Below are 22,607 nucleotides of genomic sequence, written 5' to 3'. Positions count from 1 at the left end.
GCGTCAGGATCAGGCGCGGTAGGCGGCCCACTGGTTCTTCATGCGGGTGGACTGGCCCGGCGTGAACTCGTACATGCACGAGTCGTAGCTGTAGTCCATGAAGTTGTGGATGGGGTCGGCGCCGGCCGAGGAGCAGGTGTCGCGGCCGGTGGGGCAGCCCGAGGCGGGGCTCTGCTCGGCGGGCGTGTCGGAGACGCTGTCCCCGGTGGTGCTGCACCCGCCCTGGAACGTGTGGTAGAGCCCCATCCAGTGGCCCACCTCGTGGGTTCCGGTGTCGCCCTCGTTGTAGTTGCCCAGCGAGCCGCCCGGAAGGCTCTGGTAGTGGATGACGACGCCGTCCATCTTGGGCTTGGATCGGTAGCTGCTCGGGAACGTCGCCCAGCCGAGGAGGCTGCTCCCGAGGTCGGCCGTGTAGAAGTTGAGGTCCTGCGCGTTGCCGGTGTGCAGGGCCGACTTCATCTGGGACTCGTAGCCCTCGGGGTCGGAGAACCAGGCCGCGTTCTGCGTCCGCCTGATCTCGGCCAGAGTGAACGTGACGCCGCTGCCGGCATAGGCGTTGTTGAGGACGCTGAGCTGCTTGGTCAGGACCGAGTCGGACACGTTGCCCGCGCTGCCGTAGACGACCTGGAAGTGCACGCGGACGGTGATGGCCGCCGCCGTGCTCGTCTTCCTCATCTTGCCGAGGCGGTTCTGGAAGTCCTTCTCCATAGCGGCGACCTGGGCCGTTCCCGGCTGGTTCCGCTCGGTGGCGTGGGCCCCGGCGCGGACGCGGGCCTGGGCGGGCTGCTCGGCGCACACCGTGGGCGAGGCGGTGCGGGCGGACGGGGCGGCCAGCGTGGCGGGGGCGGCGGGGGCGTACGCCGTGAAGGCGGCGGCCATGCCGAGGACGGCGGCGATTCCGGCGCGTTTCATGGAACTCCTTGGGGGGTGCGGCGCGTGCGGGGGAGCGCGCGCGTGGGGAGCGGAGTCATCGCTGGAACCAGGGTGGATGCGAACAAACAACACGTCTTTAGCAAACCTGGACGAACAGGCGCGGGTAATGCTGAATACGGCACCGTAGCGCGGCGGCGTAGCGTGTCCCCATGGACGTGGAGGAGGAGGCGTCGCGGATCCTGGCCGAGCTGCGAGCCCAGGCCGACCCGGTGCGCGCCGAAGGGGAGAAGCGCTACCTGAAGAGCGACCTCGCCCATATCGGCGTCCCGGTGCCCGCGTTGCGCAAGGTCGCGCTGTCGGCGGTCAAGAGTGCGCCGACCCGAGAGGAACTGGTCGCCCTCGCGGTGACGCTCTGGGACGTCACCGACGAGGGCCGCCCGGTGCACGAGGCCCGCATGGCCGCCATAGAGGTCCTCGTGAAGCGGGTGGCGCTGCTGGAGCCGCGCGATGTGGAGCTGGCGGAACGGCTCGTCAGGGACTCGGCGAGCTGGGTCTACGTCGACCAGCTCGCGGAGAAGGTCGTCGGCGCGCTGGTCGTCCGCGACCCGGACCTGGCGGCGGTCCTGGACGCGTGGGTCGCCGATCCCTACATGTGGGTGAGACGCACGGCCATGCTGGCACTCCTGGCGGGCGTCCGAGCCGGTGACCCCGATCTCGACCGCATCGGCCGGTACGGGGACGCGCTCATGGGCGAACGCGAGTTCTTCATCCGCAAGGCGCTCGGCTGGGTGCTCCGAGAGCTGTCCAAGAAAGACCCGGAGTGGGTGGCCGCCTGGGTCGAGCCACGCGTGGACGCCGTCTCAGGCGTCACGCTCCGCGAGGCCGTCCGTCGCCTCCCACCCGAAGTCGCCACCCGTCTCAAGCCCGCTTCCCGGTGAAACCGCCGGAGGCGGGAGGGAGCGCTAGGCGCGGTAGGCGGCCCACACGTTGTGGATGCGGGTGCCCTGGCCCGGGGTGAAGGACGTCATGCAGGTGTCGTAGCTGTAGTCCATGTAGTTGTGCACCGGGTCTTCCCCAGGGGCGGGGCAGGTGTCCTTGAAGGACGGGCAGCCGTTCGTGGGGTCGCGCTCGGCGGGAGTGTCGGCGACGCGGTCGCCCTCTCCGCTGCAGCCGTCCTGGAAGGTGTGGTAGAGCCCCATCCAGTGCCCGACCTCGTGGGTCGCGCTGAAGCCCTTGTTGAAGTTCTCGATGGAACCGCCCGGCAGGCTGGCGTAGTGGACGGTCACGCCGTCCATCTGGGGGTCGGAGGTGTACTTCCAGGGGAACGTCGACCAGCCGAGCAGGTCGCCGCCGATGTAGGTGCTGTACAGGTTCAGCGTCGACTTGCCGCCCTTGTGCAGCTTCGGCTTGTAGGTGCCCTCATAGCGTTCCGGGTCGCCGAACCATGCCGCGTTGTCGGTGCGGCTCACGGCCTTGAGCGTGAAGGAGACGCGCGCGTTCGCGCCGCCGTTGCCGCCGCCGTAGGACGTGTTCAGCGTGCCGATCTGGCGCTGGATCATCGCGTCGGACACGTTGCCCTTCGCGCCGGCGTGGATCACATGGAAGTAGACCGGAATGGTGATCTGCGCGGCCCTGCGCTGGCCCGCGCTCTTCGAGGCGCCATGCTTCCCCAATCCGAGCCCGTCCAGGATCCGGTTCAGGCGCCTCTCCACGGCGGCGGCCTCGGCGGGGCTGAGATCCATGCGGTCTCGGGCATGGCCGTCAGTCCGGTGACGCGCCCCGGCCTCCGCCGGCGGGTGCGCGCAGTCGTCGCCGCGGCTTTCGTGCCCTGGCCGCGCTGATGGTCCGGTGCTCGCGGACGGCGCCGGCTGCGCGAAGGTCGCGGCGGGGACGAGGGCGGCGAGCAGAGCGGCGGCGGCGAGCGGCTTCACGGCACTCCTAGGGACGGCGTTCCGGCGAGCGCGGCGTTTCGGAGAAACGACGCTTCACCGAACACAGGGCGTCATCAACTGATATCAGACCGCAGTCATGCTGTGCGTGTGATCAAGGTAAATGGATGCCGACCGTTATAGGACAGTCGCCCCCAGTGACGATCATGTCGGGGACCGGGCGCATCGGCGCAGGCAGCGGCCCGTAGACTGGGAAGTCCCTTCCGGCCGGGCGAAAGGCGTAGTTGGTGGTCGCAGACCAGTCCTTTGACACCGTCCTCGTCGTCGATTTCGGCGCGCAGTACGCGCAGCTGATCGCACGACGGGTCCGCGAGTGCCATGTGTTCAGCGAGATCGTGCCGTCGACCATGCCGGCGGCGGAGATGCTCGCCAAGCGGCCCAAGGCGATCATCCTCTCGGGCGGGCCCGCGTCGGTGTACGCCGAGGGCGCTCCGGTCGTGCCGGACGGCCTGTTCGACATCGGCGTCCCCACGCTCGGCATCTGCTACGGCCACCAGGTCATGGCGCAGGCCCTCGGCGGGACGGTCGAGAACTCCGACGTCGCCGAGTACGGCGGCGCCACCGTCGCCGTCGCGTCCCCCGGCATGCTGTTCGCGGGCCTGCCGCACGAGCAGGCGGTGTGGATGTCCCACCGCGACTTCGTGAGCAGCGCCCCGGCCGGCTTCACCGTGACGGCCAGCACCGACGTCACCCCGGTCGCGGGCATGGAGGACCTGGAGCGCGGCTTCTTCGGAGTCCAGTTCCACCCCGAGGTCCTGCACACCCAGCACGGCATGGAGATCCTGCGGCGCTTCCTCTACGAGGGCGCCGGGTGCCGGCCGAACTGGACGATGGTGAACATCGCGGACGAGTCGATCGAGGCCGTCCGGGAGCGGGTCGGGGACAAGCGGGTGATCTGCGCGCTGTCGGGCGGCGTGGACTCCGCCGTCGCCGCCGCGCTCGTCCAGCGCGCCATCGGCGACCAGCTGACCTGCGTGTTCGTCGACCACGGCCTGCTGCGCAAGGGGGAGCCCGAGCAGGTCGAGAAGGACTTCGTCGCCGCCACCGGGGTGAACCTGCACGTCGTGGACGCCCAGGAGCGCTTCCTGTCCGCCCTCGACGGCGTCACCGACCCGGAGGAGAAGCGCAAGATCATCGGACGCGAGTTCATCCGGGTGTTCGAGGAGGCGGCCCGGGAGATCGTCCACGGCGGCGCGGGTTCCGCCGGAGAACCGGCCGAGCCGGTCGAGTTCCTCGTCCAGGGGACCCTCTACCCGGACGTGGTCGAATCGGGCGGCGGCACCGGCGCGGCGAACATCAAGTCGCACCACAACGTCGGCGGCCTGCCCGAAGACCTCCAGTTCAAGCTGGTCGAGCCGCTGCGGACGCTGTTCAAGGACGAGGTCCGCGCGCTCGGCGAGCAGCTCGGCCTCCCGGCCGAGATCGTCTGGCGGCAGCCGTTCCCCGGCCCCGGCCTCGGCATCCGCATCATCGGCGCCGTCACGCGCGATCGCCTGGACATCCTCCGGGACGCCGACGCCATCGCCCGCGAGGAGCTCACCCGCGCGGGCCTCGACCGCGACATCTGGCAGTTCCCGGTGGTCCTGCTCGCGGACGTGCGGTCGGTGGGCGTGCAGGGCGACAGCCGCACCTACGGGCACCCGATCGTCCTGCGCCCGGTGACCAGCGAGGACGCGATGACGGCCGACTGGGCGAAGCTGCCCTACGACGTCCTGCAGCGGATCTCCACCCGCATCACCAACGAGGTCCGCGAGATCAACCGCGTCACCGTCGACATCACCTCCAAGCCCCCGGGCACCATCGAGTGGGAGTAGGGCGGCCCACCAGGCACGGCTGAGGCCCGGACGGAATCCGTCCGGGCCTCTCGCCTGCCGTCGGACGCGCCCGCGGCCGGACGTGCCCGTCGTCAGACCGTGGCGGGGGCCAGCGCGGCCTCGGCGTCCAGCGTCGCGGCGGTCGCGTTCACCACGGCGGCGATCCGCAGCACCTCCTGGACGAGCTCGCGCGACAGGCCGGCCTCGCGGACGACCTTCTCGTGCGACTCCAGGCACCGCCCGCAGCCGTTGATCGCCGACACGGCGAGGCACCACAGCTCGAAGTCGACCTTCTCCACGCCGGGCCTGCCGATGATCGACATCCGCAGCCGGGCCGGGAGGGTCGCGTACGTCTCGTCCCCGATCAGGTGGGTGGCGCGGTAGTACACGTTGTTCATCGCCATGATCGACGCGGCGCCCTTGGCCGCCTCGAACGCCTCGGCGGACAGGTGGTCGCCCGCCTCCTCGGCGAGTTCGCGGATGACGACGGCGCTCCGCGTGGCGAGGGCGCAGGCCAGGACCGTCCCCCACAGCTGCTGGTCGGTGAGCTGGGAGGTCGAGGTCAGCGAGCCCAGGTTGAGCTTGGTGTCCTTGGCGTAGCCCGGGAGGGCGCCCTTCAGCGCGTCAACGCTCATGATCATGCGTCCTTTCGTGCGGACGGCCGGCCGCATGGTCGCGCGGCCGGCCGCCGTCGGTCCGTGTCGGACTCCGCCGGGCCGGGCCCGGCGAGGGGCTCAGGCCCCGGCGAGCAGCTTGGTCGCGTCGAGCGTGTCCTCGCCCTTGTTCCAGTTGCAGGGGCACAGCTCGTCGCTCTGCAGGGCGTCCAGGACCCGCAGGACCTCCTTGACGTTCCGGCCGACGGAACCGGCGGTCACCATGGCGAACTGGATCTCGTTGTTCGGGTCGACGATGAACGTCGCGCGCTGGGCGACGCCGTCCTCGGTGAGGATGCCGAGCGACTCCGAGAGCTCGCGCTTGAGGTCGGACAGCATCGGGAACGGGATCTCCCGCAGGTCCGGGTGGTCCTTGCGCCACGCGTAGTGGACGAACTCGTTGTCGACGGACGCGCCGAGCACCTGCGCGTCGCGGTCGGCGAAGTCCTCGTTGAGGCGGCCGAACTCCGCGATCTCCGTCGGACAGACGAACGTGAAGTCCTTGGGCCAGAAGAACACCACGCGCCACTTGCCCTCGTAGGACTTGTGGTTGATCGTCTCGAACGCGTTCTCGGCGTCCAGCGAGACGCAGGCGGTGAGCTCGTACTCGGGGAACTTGTCACCGACAGTAAGCACGCATGCTCCTTCATCATGAGAATGGGGTCGCCTCCGCATGGGGAGGCGCAGGAGGGCCGCGGGCTCTTCGCCTCGGCGGCCGATGTCACTCACAGTGCCCCGACTCGATCAAAAAGAGAAATCGATGGATCCCACGAGCGCGATAGGCGCGGCCTATCAATGTGGCGGACGGCGCGCTGACCGGCGAAAAGAGAGCGGTCGGTCCGCCGACCACCCGTCCGGTAGATATAGATCACACAGATGCACCCATATCGGGTCTAACTCTGCGTAGCGCGCAAGTGTAGGGCGCTCGGCTCTCCCCGGACAACAGGCGACATTTCGGCGAGCCGCGGGGGGCGGGCTCAGCGGGGCCGGGCGGCGGCGTGGACGGCGAGGGCTTCGGCGGCGTCGGCGAACATGTCGGCCAGGCCGGAGAGGGAGGTCGGGATCTCGCCGTCCAGCCACGCGACGAGGTTCTCGTTCCACCCGGCGACCAGCATCGTGGCGGTGAAGCGCATGCGCGCGTCGGCGTCCGGCGGGATGTCGTAGAAGGTGCGGGCGTACTCGATGACCAGGCGGGCGTAGTCGCGGCGTGCGGCGTGCTGGCGCGCCCGCAGGACGGGGCTGGCCGCCGCCTCGACCAGCATCACGCGGATCTTGCGGGGGTCGGTGCGGCCCGTGTCCAGCGCGGCCAGGGCGGCGGAGCGGACGGTCGTGCGCAGGTCGGCGTCCGGTCCGGCGGCGGCCACTCCCCGGGCGGCGGCCTCGGCGATCTCCGCGACGATCCGGTCGTGGACCTCGGTGAGCAGGGCGTCGAGGTCGGTGAAGCTCTCGTAGAAGTAGCGCGGGTTGAGGCCGGCGCGCGCGCAGACCGCGCGCAGGGACGTCCCCCGGACGCCCTCCGCCGCCAGCAGGTCGAGGGCCGCGTCCAGGAGGGCGGCGCGGCGTCCGGCGCGGCGGCGGTCGGCGGTCACGCCGCCGTACGGGCGAGGACTCACCCCGCAATCTTGACACAGCCGTTGCCAGAACCTACCTTTCTGGCAACATGCGTAGCCAGATGGGGAGGCCCCCGTGCCCCGCTCCAGCGACACAGACCCCCGGACGACGGACACCGCAGCGCCCCGGCCCGGCGAGCCGGACATGGCGCGCGTCTTCGCGCCGCTCCTGCGCGAGCACGACTACGTCATCGACCAGATCGACGGGAAGCTCCCGCCCGGCCTCACCGGGACGCTGTACCGGATCGGCCCCGGCAAGTGGGAGGTCGGGCGGACGCTGATGCACCACCTCTTCGACGGCGACGGGATGGTCTCGCAGTTCGCCTTCGACGGACGGTCCGTGCGGTTCCGCAACCGGTACGTCCGGACGCCGCAGTTCAGGCACGGCATGGTCGCCGACGGGCCCGTCCGGCCGGGGGTCGGAACCCCGCTTCCCGGCGGCTTCTGGGCCAACTTCGTGAAGGGGAAGGGGCCGGCGAACCCCGCCAACACCGGGATCGCCCTGCACGCCGACCGGCTGCTGGCCCTGTGGGAGGGCGGTCCGCCGCACCGGCTCGACCCCGACACGCTGGAGACGCTCGGCGTCCACGACTTCGACGGGCGGCTGCGCGGCGCGCTCAAGGCGTTCTCCGCCCACCCGAAGTGGGATCCGGTGACGGGCGAGATGTTCAACTTCGGACAGGACTTCAGTCCGCTGCCGTCCCTGAACTGCTGGAAGGTCGACCGGCGCGGCCGGCTGCGGCGGCTCGCCCGGGTCCGGATGGCGAACATGCCGTGGAACCACGATGTGGCGCTGACGACCGACCACATGGTGTTCGTCCTGGACCCGTACATGGTCGACCTGCGCACGATGTTCGGCGGCGGCGCGTCGGTGTTCGACGCGATCCGGCACCGTCCGGAGAAGGGGACGCGGTTCGTGCTGGTGCCGCGCGACGGCGGTCCGGCGCGGGTCGTGGAGCATGAGGCGCTCGTGCACGTCCACGTGGCGAACGCCTTCGAGGACGGCGCCGACACCGTCGTCGACCTGGTGCTCTTCGACGACTTCGAGGCGATCAGGCGTGACCTGTCCGACTTCCGCGCCCGCTTCACCGACCTGCCGTCCAGCAGGCTGACGCGCTGCCGGATCACCCCGGCGGGACGGGTGATCGAGACGCCGCTCTCCGACCTGCCCGGCGAGTTCCCCCAGTACGACTGGCGCCGCTCCACGCGCAGGCACCGCTACACCTACATGACGGGACGGACGGGCCCGAGCGGCGAGTACGACACCGTCCTGAAGGTCGACAACGACACCGGCCGCACGCAGGCGCACGAGGCCGGCCCGCACACCTACGTGGGCGAGCCCGTCTTCGTTCCCCGCGCGCCGGACTCCGCCGAGGACGACGGGTGGCTCCTGACGGTCGTGTATCTCGCGGCGGAGCATCGCTCGCGGCTCACCGTCCTGGACGCCAGGGACCTCACCTCCGTCGCGGATCTCCACCTGCCGCACCACATCCCGTTCGGCTTCCACGGCACCTTCACACCGCGCGTCGCCGACCCCGACGCGCCCATCCCCCATCCCGACCGCCTGCCCGTCCGCTGAGCGCCTGCCCGCTGTGGTGAACACCACCCCGCCTCCACCTGGGACAAGTCACGGTGCGTGATCGGCCTTGGGTAATGTCTGCGGCAGGATGGGGATCAGCAGACCGACGGTGGCCCAGTTGCGGGCGTTCCTGGCATTGGCGGAGTACCTGCATTTCCGCGACGCCGCCGCCGCTCTGCGCATGAGCCAGCCCGCCCTGTCCGGGGCCGTGGCGGCGCTGGAGGAGGGCCTCGGGACGCAGCTCGTCGAGCGGACGACGCGCAAGGTCCTGCTGACTCCCGCGGGGGAGCGGGTCGCGCGGCGGGCCGAGACCGTCCTGGCGGAACTCGACCGGCTGGTCGAGGAGGTCCAGGCCGTCCGGGGGATGCTCGTCGGGCCGCTCAGGGTGGGCGTCATCCCGACCGTCGCGCCGTACCTGCTGCCGGTCGTCCTTCCCCGGCTCGCCAAGGAGTTCCCCGACCTGGAACTGTCCGTCCACGAGGAGCAGACCGGCCACATCGTCGCGGAACTGCTCGCCGGACGCCTGGACGTGGTGCTGCTGGCGCTTCCCGTGCCCGCGTCGGGCGTGACGGAGCTGCCGCTGTACGACGAGGACTTCGTGCTCGTCGCGCCCGCCGGGTTCGAGCTGGGAGCGACCGGGGTCGCGCGGGAGGCGCTCAACGATCTCGACGTCCTCCTGCTGAACGAGGGCCACTGCCTGCGCGACCAGGCGCTGGACGTCTGCCGGGAGGTGGGGGCGCGCGCCGCCGCGGCGACGTACGCCACGAGCCTGGCGACGCTGGTCCAGCTCGTGTCGGGCGGCCTCGGGGTGACGCTCGTCCCCGAGACGGCGCTGCCCGTGGAGACCCGCCGGGCGCCGAACCTCGGCCTGCACCGGTTCGCGGCCCCGGCGCCGTTCCGCCGCGTCGGCCTGGGCTTCCGGTCGACGTCGCCGCGCGCGGACGAGTTCGAGGCGCTCGCCGCGAGCGTCCGCGCCGCCCTCTCCGAGTCGGCCGCGGCGGAGTCGGGCACGGCGGGGTCGGGCACGGCGGGGTCGGGCACGGTGGGGCCGGGCGCGGCCCCCGGCATCCGCCCAGCCTGATCCCCGGCTCTGATCCCTCGGGTTAACGCCAAGGTCAAGCCGCGGCCAGGCGAGGTCAAGTCTGCGTCAGGGGACGGCCTCGCAATCGCGATGCGCGTTCGTGCGGCGGCGTGACGTCACCATGCTCGGGGGCGAGGAGGAGGCCCCATGTCCCCGAAGCTCAGCGTGGTCGTGCCGTTCCACAACACCGAGGAGTACCTCCAGGAGTGCCTGGAATCGCTGGCGGGCCAGACGCTGGGCGACCTTGAAGTGATCATGGTGGACGACGGGTCCACCGACAACGGCGCCGTGATCGCCAAGGACATGTGCGGCCGCGACTCGCGGTTCCGGCTGCTCACGCGGGAGAACGAGGGCCCGGGGCCCGCCCGCAACGCGGGGGTGCGGCAGGCGAGGGGCGAGTACCTGGCGTTCGCCGACGCCGACGACGTCGTGGAGCGCGAGGCGTACGCGCGGCTGGTCGCGTCCCTTGAGCGGACCGGCTCGGACCTGGCGTCCGGCAACGTCCAGCGGATGGACGACGACCGGACCTGGCAGTCGCACCTGCACGACGGCCTGTTCACGCAGTCCCGTTCGAAGACGCATGTGTCGTCCATGCCGATGCTCATGCGCGACCGGACGCCGTGGAACAAGGTGTACCGGCGGGCGTTCTGGAACCGGACCGGTCTGGAGTTCCCCCCGGGCTACTACGAGGACCCGCCTGTCACGGCGCGCGCGCACGCCCTGGCCCGTTCCGTCGACATCCTGAGCGAGACGGTCTACTTCTGGCGCAGGCGTCCCGGGTCCATCACAGAGGACCGCTACGACTGGGACAACTTCAGCCAGCGCATGCGCTCCGCCCGGGTCGTCCGGGACGGTCTGGCCGACTACGCCCCGCAGCTCCTGAACGCCTACGACGAGCACGTGCTGATCCCGATCGAGCTTCGCGTCCTGTTCGAGGCCCTCCCGAGGACGCAGGACGAGAACCGCGGGGAACTCGTGGCCATGGGGGCGGCCCTGGCCCGGCAGGTGAACGCGCGCGTCCTCAGGCGGCAGCCCGCGATGACGCGCCTGCAACTGCACCTGCTGTGCCGGCGGATGCTGCCGGAACTCCTGGAGGTGCTGCGCTTCGTCCAGCTGCGCAAGGCGGCGGACGCGCCGCGCGTGCGGCGCGGCCTGCGGCACCGCTGGTACGCCGAGTACCCGTTCTTCGAGGACGAGGACCGGGGCGTCCCCGCGCACGTGTACGACGTGACCGACGAGCTCAGGCCGGTCGCGGCGATCGACCGGGCCACCTGGGCGGACGGGCTGCTGCGCCTGGAGGGCCACGCCTACGTCCGGCATCTGGACGCCTCCAGCGAGGACGGGTCCCGGATCCGGCTCTGGCTGGTGGCGGCCAACAAGCGGGGCCTCATGCGCGTCCCGGTCCGGAGGGTCCGCAGGCCGGACGTGACCGCCGGGTCGCGGCAGTCGAACGTCTCCTACGACTGGTCCGGCTTCGTCGCGGAGATCGACCCGTCCGCGCTGCGGATGTTCGGGCGCTGGCGGGACGTCGACTGGGTGCCGTGCGTCGAGATCGTCAACCGGGGGCTGCGGCGCCGGTCGACGTTCACCGGCCCGCGGCTCACCGGGCGGCAGTGGCCGCGGGACAGGGAGTGCGCGCCGGGCGTGCTCGTCCAGGGCGTCGCGGGCCGGAACCGCTTCGTGATCCAGGTGCGCCGCACGCCGGCGGCGGTCGTCGGCTGCCACCTGGAGGGCGGCGAGCTGTGGCTGGACGGCTGGAGCCGCGTCCCGCTCGGGGACGAGCCGCGCGTCACCGCCACCCCGAGGACGGGGCGGGCCACGGTGCTCGGCCCGGTCGAGCCGGTCGGCGCCGACGGGTTCCGGGCGCGGCTGCCGGTCGCCGGGCTGGCCCGGCGGCAGGGCGACTGGGAGATCGCCCTGTCGGAGGGGACCCGCCCGTACCTGGACGAGGACGCCGCGGGCGCCGCCTTCTCCGTCCCCGGCGGGGAACTGGAGATCGCCAGGACGCGGCGCGGCACGCTGCGGATCGTCTCCCGCGGGCGCGTCCTCGCCGTCGAGGAGGTGTCGTGGTCGCCCGAGGGCGCCCTGCGCCTCGCGGGCACGTGCTCGGAGCGGATCGGGCGGCCCGACTCGCTGGTCCTTCGGCGGCGGCGGTCGAGCGAGGAGCACGCCGTCAGGCTGCACTGGGAGGACGACCGGTTCACCGCGGTGTTCTCGCCCGCGCGCATGCCGGTGCTCGGGCTGTCGCGCCCGCTGGTCTCCGGCCGCTGGGACGCCCTCGCCACCGTCGGCGGGGAGGAGCGGCCGGTGGTCGTCCGCCGCCACAGCCTCCGCGACCTGCCGGAGCCGTTCGAAGCGGGCCTGCACCGGATCACCGTCCGGGCCCAGAAGACCGACCAGTTGCAGTTGCGCGTCGAGACGGCCTTGGACGACGACGAGCGCGGAGCCTACGCGCAGAGCCGCATCCGGTCCGGGCACTACCGGCGCCACCTGAACCTGCCCGTCCGTGAGCTCGCCGTGTTCGACGCGTACAAGGGGCGCCAGTACTCGTGCAACCCGCGCGGCATCTATGACGCGCTGCGGCGCCGCGAAACCGACCTCGAATGCGTGTGGGTCACCGAGAACGGACAGTTCGGCAAGCCTTCCGGCGCCCGCACCGTCCTGGCCGGGACGCGGGAGCACTACGAGGCGCTCGCCCGCGCGCGCTACATCTTCGGCAACTGGTCGCAGCAGGAATGGTTCACCAAACGCGAGGACCAGACCTACGTGCAGTGCTGGCACGGGACGCCCCTGAAGAAACTCGGGTACGACGTCAAGCAGATGCCCTTCAAGCGCACCGAGGGCGTGGACTGGATGGAGCACGACGTCCCTCAGTGGGACCTCCTGCTCGCCCAGAACGCGTTCTCCGTGCCGCTGTTCCGGCGCGCGTTCGGCTACACCGGGGACGTCCTCGAAAGCGGCTACCCCCGCAACGACGTGCTGAGCAGCCCGCACCGCGACGAGATCGCCGCGGCGGTGCGGCGGCGGCTCGGCATCCCGGAGGGCAAGCGGGTCGTCCTGTACGCCCCGACCTGGCGGGACGACTTCCACCACGCGATCGGCAAGCGCGCGTTCCGCCTCGAATTCGAGATCGACAGGTTCCGGGCCGCGCTGGGCCGCGACCACGTCCTGCTCCTGCGGACGCACTACCTCGTCACCGACCGCCCGAGGCTGCGGCCGGGCGACTGCGTCATGGACGTCTCGGTCTACCCCGACATCTCGGAGCTGTTCCTCATCAGCGACGTGCTCGTGACCGACTACTCGTCGTCCATGTTCGACTTCGCCGTCACCGGCCGCCCGATGGTGTTCTTCACCTACGACCTGGAGCGCTACCGCGACCACGTGCGCGGCTTCTACTTCGACTTCGACGCCGAGGCGCCGGGGCCGCTGCTCGCCACCACGCAGGACGTCGTCGAGGCCCTCCGCGAGCCCGCCGCGCTGGAGACCGGGTTCCGGGACGCGCGCGCCGCCTTCGCCGCCCGGTACTGCCCGCACGACGACGGCCACGCGGGCGCCCGCGTGCTCGACCGGGTCCTCCGCTGAAGCCCCGCAAGCCCACGAATCCCCGAAAGCCCAGTACGGAGCCGCTCGTGTCCCCGCAGATCAGCATCGTCGTCCCCATCCGCAGCACCGGCGGCCGCCTGGCGGAGTGCCTGGAGTCGATCGCGGGGCAGACGCTGCGCGACATCCAGGTGCTCATGGTGGAGGACGGTCCGGACTACGGCAGTGCCGCGAAGGACGCCGCCGCCGACGACGCCGCCGTCGCCAAGGAGTTCGCGGGCCGCGACGACCGTTTCGCCCTGCTGCAGCCCGCCCCCGGCACGGCGGCGGCCGACGCGGGCGTCGAGCAGGCGAAAGGCCGCTACCTCACCTTCGCCGACGGTGAGGACACAGTGCCGCCCTACGCCTACGAGCTGCTGGTCGGGACGCTGGACAACACCGGTTCGGACCTCGCGGGCGGAAACGTCATGTGCCTGGACGAGGAACAGGCGTGGCAGTCACCGCTCCACAGCGACCCCTACGCGGAGACCGTGCTGTCCACGCACGTGACCCGCCATCCCGCCCTCCTGCAAGACAGGACGGTGTGGAACAAGGTCTACCGGCGCTCGTTCTGGGACGCGTACGGCTTCGAGTTCGGAACCAGCGGTGACCTCCTCATCGCCGTGCAGAGCCACGTGCTGGCCTCCGCCGTGGACGTGCTGGACGCGACCGTCTATTTCTGGCGGGACCGTCCCGGAACGGGCTTGCGCACGCGCCCCGACCCAGCCGACATCACCGCGCGCATGGCGACCCTCGCGAAGACGCGGGAATTCGTCCGTACGCAAGCGCCGGACCTTCTGACCGTCCACGACATGTACGCGCTCGACCTGGACGTGCGCGAACTGATGCTCGCCCTGCCCGCGGCCACCTGGGAGGAGCGCGAACACCTGGTCGAACTGGGCGCGGAGGTCGTCGCCGGCGCCGGGCGCCGCGCCACGGCCGGGCTTGAGGCGATCAGGCGGCTGGAGACGTACCTGCTCGGCGAGCGCATGCTGCCCGAACTGCTGGAGGTGCTGCGCTTCGAGGAGGGCGGCCTGCGGGGCGTCCCGCTGGTGTCGCGCGGCCGTCTCCGGCAGCGCTGGTACGCCCGCTACCCCTTCTTCGACGACGCCGGGCGGGGCGTCCCGGAGGACGTGTACGACGTCACCGACGAGCTGGCGCTGTGGGCGGACGTCGACCGTGTGGAGTGGGACGTCGACACCCTCATCGTCGAGGGGCACGCCTGCTTCGACCGGTTCGCCGTGGCGTCGGTGACCGATTCCCGGATCCGCGTGTGGATGCGCGACGTGCGGACCGGCAAGGAGATCCGGCTGCCGGTGGAGCGCCGCTACGTCCCGGAGGTCACGGCGCGCTCAGGGCAGGCGAACGTCTCCCTCGACTGGTCGGGCTTCACGGTACGGGTGGAGCCCGAGTACCTGCTGGACAACGACGAGTGGCGGACGGCCACCTACGAGCTGTTCGCCGAGGTGACGACGGCCGGGCGCAGGGCGGTGCAGCGGCTGACCGCGATGGCTCCCGCCGTCAGGTGGACGTCGCCGCGGCAGGTGGACGAGCACGTGGCCGTCCAACCGGCGGCGGGCGACGACGACGTGTTCGTCGTTCACGTGAAGCGGGCCAAGGCCGTCCTCACCAGGCTCGGCCTCGACGGCGACGCGCTGGTGCTGTCCGGCTGGACGCGGCGCGCGCTCGGCGCCGGAGCCGCGATGGTCGCGGTCCGGCGGCACGGGGGAGACGAGGTCCGCGGGGAGGTGACGCTGCGGCAGGCGGCCGTCCTGCGGATGGCGGAGGGCACCGGGTTCGACTTCACGGCGAGGCTGCCCCTGAAGTACCTGGCGTCCGTGCCGAACAGCACGCCGAACAGCACGCCGAACACCGTCCCGTACGGCACGCACCTGCGCGACGTCATCGACTGGGACATCCGGTTGACGGGCGAAGGCGGCCCGCTGCGGCTCACCGTCGCGAGCAACGTCAAGCCCGCCCGCTTCGCCCTGCCGGAGAGCGTGGGGCGCGGCCGGGAGTTCGCCGTCAGCCGCACCGCGTTCGGCAACCTGCGCGGAGTCGAGCGCAGCTTCCGCCCGGTCGTCACGGGCGCCGCATGGGACGCCAACGGACTGCTCACGCTGAGAGGCGACTTCGCCGACCCGGAACACCGCCCCGACCGCTTCGTCCTCCGGCGGCGCCGGTCCGGCGACGAGCACCGCGTCCCCGTCACCTGGGAGGGAGACCGGTTCACCGCCGCGTTCCTCCCCGCGACGGTGTCGGTGTTCGGGACGGACCTGCCGCTGAGCAGCGGTACCTGGGACCTGGTGGCGCCCACGCGATCGGGAGAGGTGGCCGTCGTCGTCGAACGCGAGGCCATCCCCGACCTGCCCGACCGTCATCGCGCGGGCACGCACGAATTCGAGCTCGGCGTCCACCAGATCGACGCGCTGATACTGCACAGCCGCGTCTCCCTGGAGGACGACGAGCGCGGCGGACACGCGCAGACCCTTCTCCAGCAGAGGGACTACACCGTCTACCTGCGGAACCCTCTGGCCGACATGGTGCTGTTCAGCAGCTACAACGGCTCCCAGTACAGCTGCAGCCCGAGGGCCGTCTATGAGGAGCTCATCCGCCGTGACGCCGACCTGGAATGCGTGTGGGTCTCCCAGGACGGCCAGTTCGCGGTGGACGGAAAGGCCACGACCGTCCTGGCGGGGAGCCGCGAGCACTACCGCGTCCTCGCGCACGCCCGGTACGTTGTCGCCAACCACGCGATGCCGCCCTGGTTCTTCAAGCGGACAGGTCAGGTCTACCTCCAGACGTGGCACGGCACCCCGTTGAAGCGCCTCGCCTACGACCTCCAGGACATGCCGTACCAGCGCACCGAGCGGCTGGACTGGATGGAGGAGGAGGTGCCGCGATGGGATCTCCTGCTGTCCTCCAGCCCGTACGCCACCCAGGTCATGCGGCGGGCCTTCCGGTACGAGGGCGAGGTCCTGGAGACGGGGTTCCCGCGCAACGACATCCTCAGCACGCCCGAGTGGGAACGCATCGGAACCCGCGTCCGGAAGCGCCTGGGGATCCCGCAGGGCAAGAAAGTCGTCCTCTACGCGCCGACATGGCGGGACGACCGGCATCACGCAGAAGGCAAGCAGGGGTTCTCGCTGGAGCTGGACGTGGAGACCATGCGCCAGGCCTTGGGCGACGACCACGTCCTCCTCCTGCGGACGCACCACTTCGTCACCGACCGGGACCGGATCGCTGCGGGCCGGCTCGCCGGCGGCGACTCTGGCCCCTTCGTCATCGATGTCTCCCGGTATCCCGACATCGCCGAGCTGTACATGGCCGCTGACGTGCTCGTCACTGACTACTCGTCCGCCATGTTCGACTACGCCATCCTGGGCCGCCCCATCGTCCTCTACACCTACGACCTGGACTGGTACCGCGACCACGTGCGCGGCTTCTACTTCGACCTGGAGGCCGAAGCGCCCGGCCCGGTCGTGCGGACGTCGGCGGAGGTCGCCGAGGCGGTCAGGGCGGCGTCCGCGAGCGAGCAGCGCTACGCCGACGCCTACGACCGCTTCTTCGTGAAGTACTGCCCGCACGACGACGGCCAGGCCGCGTCCAGGGTGGTGGACCGCGTCTTCGGCAAGGCCTGACGGCAGGGAGGGGCCCGCCGTTCAGCCCGGACGGCGGGCCCGTGCGAACAGCCAGACGCCGGGCCACGAGGCGACCGGCAGGCGCCGCTCCAGCGAGGCGGACAGGCGCAGCGCCTCGTTGGCGAGCGGATGCAGCGGAGCCAGGTCCTCGCGCCGCACCGTCCGGTTCCTCAGCAGACGCAGGAGCGGGCGATGCAGGACGCCCCTGCTCCACACGCGTTCCAGCACGAGCCCGGCGCCCTCCAGCAGTTCGGCCAGAGTGCGGCGAGAGTAGCGGCGGACACGTCCGAGAGCCACGTCCTGCGCCGACCACAGAGCCATGTCGCAGGGCACGGACACCAGCGCCGTCCCACCCGGCCGCAGCACCCGCACGACCTCCGCGGCCGCCCGCCCGTCGTCCTCGACATGTTCGAGCACGTCGAGAGCCAGTGCCAGGTCGAACCCGCATGGCGGCAGCGGCAGGTAACGCGCGTCGCCCTCGTAGGCCTCGACGCCGTAGGCGCGGGCCAGCGCGACGGCGTCCGGGCTCAGATCGATCGCGGTGGCGCTCCAGCCGTGGTCGGCCAGGACGCGGCAGGCCGCCCCGGACGCGGCGCCGATGTCGACTGCCGTCCCGGGCACGCTGAACCGCAGCAGTTCCGCGGACAGGATCTCGCGGCGCTCGCGGTACCACCAGTTGTCGTTCTCGATCCGCGCGATCCGCTGGAGCTCGGTGGTGTCCACCGGACAAGCCGACCGCACCGGCGGCGGCGCGTTCCATCGACGCCGCCGCCCGCGCACGGATCGTTGACGCCGGTTTGACCCCGCCCCGGACGTGCGCGCCGGCGAGCGCCTCCCGCGATCAGCGCTTCCGGCGGCGCCGCACGAGGAAGCGGACGATCAGGAGGACGGCGACCAGGGCGCCGACCGCGGGAACGGCCCGCTTGGCGATCGACGGGCCCGCGAACTCCAGCAGGTCGATCGCGTCGTCCTCCTCCGCCTGCCGCCTGTCCTCCAGGCGCCGCACGCGCCCGCTCTCGTCTCCTCCGGCCGCGGCGGGCGGCGGCAGAGGCTCCTTGGGCTCCGCCCGGACGGGCGCGGGCTCGGCGGCGGGCTGCTCCGGCGTCGCGGGGGCCACGCCCGTCTCCGCCTCCAGCTCCGGTTCGGCGGCCTTCTCGGGGCTCTCCGGGGTGGCGGAGGGCGCGTCCGTGGGCGCCACGGCAGCGGTGGCCGGCGTGTCGGCGGTGGCCTCGGCCGGCTTCTCCGCAGGAGCGGACGGGGCGGCCGGGGTCTCGGCGGCGGCCTCCCCGGGGGCCTCCAGCTCGGCGGCCAGCTGCTTCGCGAACCGGGCGATGATCTTGGAGCCGACCTCGGACAGGATGTTGCGGCCGAACTGCGCCGGGCGGCCCGTCACGTTCAGCTTGGTGTGGACGCTCACGCGGGTGGCGCCGTCCTCGCCGTGCAGCCGCGCCTGCACGGTCGCCGCCGCCGTCCCCGACCCGCGGGCCTCCTTGGCGGACGCCTCCATCGTGACGACGCGGGACGACTCGTCCGCCGAGACGATCCGCGCGGTGCCGCGGTAGGTGATGGTCATCGCGCCGACCTTCACCTTCATCCGGCCCGAGTACTCCTCGCCGTCGATCGAGTCGAGCGTCGCGCCCGGCATGCAGGCCGCGACGCGCTCCACGTCGAGCAGCACCGACCAGGCCTGATCCACCGGCACGGGGACGGTGAAATCGTGGTCGAGCTCCATGATCAGTGTCCTTATCGTCCGGAGTCCTCGCCCCGACCCTACGGCGGCCGCCCGTCGCGTCGCCAGTGGGGCCCCGGGCACCTCGGTACGCCTCAGGCACCCCGGTGTACCCCGCCCAGCAGTGATCATGCGGCACGGGGAACCCGGGGCGCCGGAACGCACGCGGCCGGACGCCGGGGCGACGGCGCCCGGCCGCGTGCTCCCGCCGCGCGGGCGGGTCAGCCCGCGGCGGCCGCCAGCGCGCGCGCCGTCAGCACCGTCGCCAGGTGGGCCCGGTACTCCGACGACCCGTGCAGGTCGGTGGGCGGCTCCGTGCCCGCCGCGGCCTGCGCCGCGGCGGTCCGGAACGCGTCCTCCGACGCCGGCCGCCCTCTCACGGCGGTCTCCACCGCGCTCGCCCTGACCGGCGCCGGGCCCATGTTCGTCAGCGCGACGCGCGCCTCCTCGATGCCGTCACCGTTGCGGTGGACGGCGCACGCCACCGCGACGATCGCCCATGCCTGCGCGGTCCGGTGGAACTTCTCGTAGTGCACGCCCCAGCCCGCACCCAGTTTCGGCACGCGCACGCCGACGAGCAGCTCGTCCGGCTCCATCGCCGACGTCATCCAGTCGACGAAGAACTCCGACGCGGGGATCTCCCTCTCGCCGCGCGAGGACCGGACGAGGAACACCGCGTCCAGCGCGAGCGCCACGGCGGGCAGGTCGCCCGCCGGGTCCGCGTGGGCGAGCGACCCGCCGAAGGTGCCGCGGTGCCGGACCGCCGGGTCGGCGACGGTCTCCGTCGCCTGCACGATCAGCGGGACGTGCTCGCGCACCAGCGGATCGCGGATCACCTGGTGGTGCGTCGCCATGGCGCCGATGAACAGCGAGTCCCCCTCGTCGCGGATCTCCCGGAGCGCGCCGAGCCGGCCCAGGTCGATCAGCGCGTCGGGGTAGGCGAGCCGCAGCCGCAGCAGCGGCATCAGGCTCTGCCCTCCCGCCAGCACCTTGGCGTCCTCGCCCGCGTCGGCCAGCACCTGGACGGCGTCGTCCACCGACGCGGGACGGACGTAGTCGAACGTCGCGGGTATCACTGGTCACCTCCGGCCGAGCCGAGTCCGCCGCCCGCGCCCGGTTCCGCGGCCGCCGGCTTCTCCTCCGCGCGCATCGCGCGCCACACGCGTTCCGGCGTGCACGGCATCCGCACGTCGTGCACCCCGTAGGGGCGCAGCGCGTCCACGATCGCGTTGACGACCGCGGGGGTCGAGGCGATCGTTCCGGCCTCGCCGACGCCCTTCACCCCCATCGGGTTGGACGTCGCTGGCGTCTCGGTGCGGTCCGTCGTGAACGTCGGAAGGTCCGCGGCGGACGGGACCAGGTAGTCGGCCATCGTGGTCGTCGTCAGGTTGCCGTCCGCGTCGTACACGGCCTCCTCGTAGAGCGCCTGGGCGATGCCCTGCGCGAGCCCGCCGTGGACCTGCCCCTCCACGATGAGCGGATTCACGACCTTGCCCACGTCGTCCACCGCCACGTACTTGCGGAGCTTCACCATCCCGGTCTCGGTGTCGACCTCGGCCGCGCACAGGTGCGTGCCGTGCGGGAAGGAGAAGTTCTCCGGGTCGAACGTGGCGTCGGAGTCCAGAGACGGTTCGATGCCGTCCGGCAGGTCGTGCGCGGCGAACGCGGCCAGCGCCACCTCCTGGATCGTCCTGCCCTCCTCCTGGACGCCGCGGACGCTGAACCGCCCACCGGAGAACTCCAGATCCTGCTCGGACGCCTCCAGCAGATGCGCGGCCACCTTGCGGGCCTTGTCCACCACCTTCTCGCAGGCGGAGAACAGCGCGACCCCTCCCACGGCGAGGGAACGGGACCCGTAGGTGTCCATTCCCTTGGGCGAGATGGCGGTGTCGCCGTGCAGGACCTTCACGTCCTCGAACGGCACGCCGAGCCGGTCGGCGGTGATCTGCGCCCACGCCGTCGCGTGGCCCTGCCCGTGCGGGGACGAACCGGTGACCACCTCGACCTTGCCGGACGGCAGCACCCGCACCGACGCGTGCTCCCAGCCGCCGGCGCCGTACGACAGCGACCCGAGAACCCGGGACGGGGCGAGACCGCACATCTCCGTGAACGTCGAGACTCCGATGCCCAGTTGCACCGGATCGCGCCGTTCCCGCCTGTCCGCCTGCTCCGCACGGAGCTTGTCGTACTCGAACAGCTCCAGCGCCTTGTCGGTCGCCGCCTCGTAGTTGCCCGTGTCGTACGTGAGGCCCGCGATCGTCTCGTACGGGAACTCCTCGTGCGCGATCCAGTTGCGGCGCCGTACCTCGATGGGGTCGATGCCCAGTTCGTGGGCCAGCTCGTCCATCATCCGCTCGATGCCGAAGGTGGCCTCCGGGCGGCCCGCACCCCGGTAGGCGTCCGTGGGCGTCTTGGTGGTGAAGACCCCCGTGCAGGTGAACGACAGCGCGTCCATCTTGTAGATGCCGTTGAACATGAACGCGCCCAGCAGCGGGATGCCGGGGGTGACCAGCATCAGGTACGCGCCCATGTCGGCCAGCAGTTCGACCTTCAGGCCGCGGATCCGGCCGTCGCGCTCGGCGGCGAGCGTGAGCCGCTGGATCTGGTCGCGGCCGTGGTGGACGGTCATGTTGCCCTCGCTGCGGGTCTCCGTCCACTTGACCGGACGGCCCAGCCTGCGGGCGAGCAGGAGCGCGAGGACCTCCTCCCCGTACACCTGCAGCTTGGAGCCGAAGCCGCCGCCGACGTCCGGCGCGACGACCCGGATCCGGTGCTCGGGGATCTCGGTGACCGTGGCCAGCATCAACCGCAGGATGTGCGGGATCTGCGTGGCCGAGTACAGCGTGAACTCGTCCCCCTCGGGGACGCACAGCACCGACCGCGGCTCCATGGCCGTCGGGATGAGCCTCTGCTGGACGAAGCGGCGCTCCAGCACGACCGGCGCGTCCCGCATCGCCGCGTCGAGATCTCCGTTCTCGAACACCCACGTGTACGACTTGTTCGTGCCGAGGTCCTCGTGCACCAGATCGGCGCCGTCGGCTAGGGCCGCCTCCATGTCCACGACGGCGGACAGCGGCTCGTAGTCGACGTCTATCTCCTCCAGGGCGTCGATGGCCGCGGCCTTGTCGCGGGCCACGACGCATGCGACTGGCTCGCCGACGTAGCGGACCTCGTCCACCGCCATGGGCGGGTGGGCCGGATGCTTCATGTCCTCGGTCACGACCCACGCGCAGGGCAGCGAACCCTGTTCCGCGGCGAAATCCCGGCCGCTGAACACGGCGACGACGCCGGGACGCTCCTTCGCGGGCGCGGTGTCGACCCCGGTGATCCGGGCGTGCGCGAACGGGCTGCGCAGGAACGCCACGTGCAGCGTTCCCGCCGGGGTCATGTTGTCGGTCCACCGCGTCCGGCCCGTGATGAGCCGCGCGTCCTCCGACCGCTTGCGCGGGGAGCCGACCTCCTGCACGGTCACGGCGTCACCTCCTGCCGGCCGGGCTCGCGCATGTCGCTCGCCGCCCGCCGCACGGCCTTGACGATGTTCTGGTAACCGGTGCACCTGCACAGGTTCCCTTCGAGCCCCTCCCGCACCTCGTCCTCGGACGGGTCGGGATTCTCCCTCAGCAGGTCGAGCGACGCCATGATCATGCCGGGCGTGCAGTAGCCGCACTGCAGCGCGTGCTCCTCGTGGAAGGCCCGCTGCATCGGGTGCGTCTCGCCGTCGACGCCGAGCCCCTCGACGGTCGTCACGTCATGGCCGTCCGCCTGGACGGCGAGCACGGAGCAGCTCTTCACGCTCATCCCGTCCATCAGGACGGTGCAGGCTCCGCAGTTGCTGGTGTCGCACCCGACCGGGGTCCCGACCTTTCCCAGCCGTTCGCGCAGATATTGGACGAGAAGGAGGCGCGGCTCGACGTCGTCTTCGTACGTCGCTCCGTCGACCTCCACACGGATACGTGGCATGCGGTTTCTCCCAGGGACGTCTCGGGGTGGACAGCGAGAGAGACGTCCCTGGGAGGAGCGCGCTGATCCGGCCACGTCATCGGGGCCACCTCCGTGGAAGGCGACCCTCCGAACCTATGCCGGGGTTGAATGCCGTACT

16 protein-coding genes are annotated in these 22,607 nt (G+C 71.6%); 6 read left to right on the top strand and 10 right to left on the bottom strand.

Features of this window, described 5'->3' with window-relative positions; translation table 11 throughout:
• Positions 1–9: 9 nt before the first annotated feature.
• Positions 10–912 (bottom strand): zinc metalloprotease, encoded by a 903-nt coding sequence (locus AB0C69_RS08230; RefSeq protein ID WP_360351320.1) that lies wholly within the window; start codon positions 910–912, stop codon positions 10–12.
• 170 nt (positions 913–1,082) lie between these two features.
• Here AB0C69_RS08230 and AB0C69_RS08225 point away from each other — a divergent pair, with 170 nt between their 5' ends.
• Positions 1,083–1,811, top strand: a complete 729-nt coding sequence (locus AB0C69_RS08225) for a DNA alkylation repair protein (protein WP_360351317.1) — start codon at positions 1,083–1,085, stop codon at positions 1,809–1,811.
• Between the two features lie 24 nt (positions 1,812–1,835).
• Here AB0C69_RS08225 and AB0C69_RS08220 read toward each other — a convergent pair whose 3' ends face one another.
• Positions 1,836–2,615 (bottom strand): zinc metalloprotease, encoded by a 780-nt coding sequence (locus tag AB0C69_RS08220; RefSeq protein WP_345176544.1) that lies wholly within the window; start codon positions 2,613–2,615, stop codon positions 1,836–1,838.
• Positions 2,616–3,049: 434 nt separating this feature from the next.
• On the opposite strand from AB0C69_RS08220, the gene guaA reads away from it, so the two are divergent.
• Positions 3,050–4,636: a glutamine-hydrolyzing GMP synthase gene (guaA, locus tag AB0C69_RS08215; protein WP_345176547.1), complete on the top strand. Its 1,587-nt coding sequence runs from the start codon at positions 3,050–3,052 to the stop codon at positions 4,634–4,636.
• 92 nt (positions 4,637–4,728) lie between these two features.
• On the opposite strand, the gene AB0C69_RS08210 is transcribed toward guaA, so the two are convergent.
• From AB0C69_RS08210 to AB0C69_RS08200, 3 genes are all read right to left on the bottom strand, one after another.
• Positions 4,729–5,271 (bottom strand): carboxymuconolactone decarboxylase family protein, encoded by a 543-nt coding sequence (locus AB0C69_RS08210; RefSeq protein ID WP_345176549.1) that lies wholly within the window; start codon positions 5,269–5,271, stop codon positions 4,729–4,731.
• A 99-nt stretch (positions 5,272–5,370) separates the two neighbouring features.
• Positions 5,371–5,925 carry a peroxiredoxin gene (locus tag AB0C69_RS08205; RefSeq protein WP_345176552.1) on the bottom strand — a complete coding sequence of 185 codons (555 nt, stop codon included), beginning with the start codon at positions 5,923–5,925 and terminating at the stop codon, positions 5,371–5,373.
• Positions 5,926–6,266: 341 nt separating this feature from the next.
• Positions 6,267–6,902: a TetR/AcrR family transcriptional regulator gene (locus AB0C69_RS08200; RefSeq protein ID WP_360351311.1), complete on the bottom strand. Its 636-nt coding sequence runs from the start codon at positions 6,900–6,902 to the stop codon at positions 6,267–6,269.
• A 73-nt stretch (positions 6,903–6,975) separates the two neighbouring features.
• Here AB0C69_RS08200 and AB0C69_RS08195 point away from each other — a divergent pair, with 73 nt between their 5' ends.
• From AB0C69_RS08195 to AB0C69_RS08180, 4 genes are all read left to right on the top strand, one after another.
• Entirely contained in the window at positions 6,976–8,478 is a 1,503-nt protein-coding gene (locus AB0C69_RS08195) for a carotenoid oxygenase family protein (protein ID WP_360351308.1), read from the top strand.
• Positions 8,479–8,566: 88 nt separating this feature from the next.
• Positions 8,567–9,559 carry a LysR substrate-binding domain-containing protein gene (locus tag AB0C69_RS08190; protein ID WP_360351305.1) on the top strand — a complete coding sequence of 331 codons (993 nt, stop codon included), beginning with the start codon at positions 8,567–8,569 and terminating at the stop codon, positions 9,557–9,559.
• A gap of 147 nt (positions 9,560–9,706) precedes the next feature.
• Positions 9,707–13,141, top strand: a complete 3,435-nt coding sequence (locus AB0C69_RS08185; RefSeq protein WP_360351302.1) for a CDP-glycerol glycerophosphotransferase family protein — start codon at positions 9,707–9,709, stop codon at positions 13,139–13,141.
• Positions 13,142–13,188: 47 nt separating this feature from the next.
• Positions 13,189–16,779: a CDP-glycerol glycerophosphotransferase family protein gene (locus AB0C69_RS08180; RefSeq protein WP_360351299.1), complete on the top strand. Its 3,591-nt coding sequence runs from the start codon at positions 13,189–13,191 to the stop codon at positions 16,777–16,779.
• A 21-nt stretch (positions 16,780–16,800) separates the two neighbouring features.
• On the opposite strand, the gene AB0C69_RS08175 is transcribed toward AB0C69_RS08180, so the two are convergent.
• The 5 genes from AB0C69_RS08175 to AB0C69_RS08155 form a co-directional block, all read right to left on the bottom strand.
• Positions 16,801–17,502: a class I SAM-dependent methyltransferase gene (locus AB0C69_RS08175; RefSeq protein WP_345176570.1), complete on the bottom strand. Its 702-nt coding sequence runs from the start codon at positions 17,500–17,502 to the stop codon at positions 16,801–16,803.
• Positions 17,503–17,620: 118 nt separating this feature from the next.
• Complete coding sequence (locus tag AB0C69_RS08170) at positions 17,621–18,511, bottom strand: SRPBCC domain-containing protein (RefSeq protein WP_360351295.1); 891 nt, start codon at positions 18,509–18,511, stop codon at positions 17,621–17,623.
• A gap of 218 nt (positions 18,512–18,729) precedes the next feature.
• Entirely contained in the window at positions 18,730–19,584 is an 855-nt protein-coding gene (locus AB0C69_RS08165) for a xanthine dehydrogenase family protein subunit M (RefSeq protein WP_360351292.1), read from the bottom strand.
• Positions 19,581–21,980, bottom strand: coding sequence for a xanthine dehydrogenase family protein molybdopterin-binding subunit (locus AB0C69_RS08160; RefSeq protein ID WP_345176578.1), 2,400 nt, complete (start codon positions 21,978–21,980; stop codon positions 19,581–19,583). The genes AB0C69_RS08165 and AB0C69_RS08160 overlap by 4 nt, the downstream gene beginning before the upstream one ends.
• Positions 21,977–22,468, bottom strand: a complete 492-nt coding sequence (locus AB0C69_RS08155; RefSeq protein WP_345176581.1) for a (2Fe-2S)-binding protein — start codon at positions 22,466–22,468, stop codon at positions 21,977–21,979. The genes AB0C69_RS08160 and AB0C69_RS08155 overlap by 4 nt, the downstream gene beginning before the upstream one ends.
• Positions 22,469–22,607 lie beyond the last annotated feature (139 nt).

The organism is Actinomadura sp. NPDC048032, assembly GCF_040653175.1.
In the GTDB taxonomy this organism is placed as follows: domain Bacteria; phylum Actinomycetota; class Actinomycetes; order Streptosporangiales; family Streptosporangiaceae; genus Spirillospora; species Spirillospora verrucosospora.
Note: the sequence above shows the minus strand (reverse complement) of the source record. Positions and strands in the feature narration are given on the sequence as shown.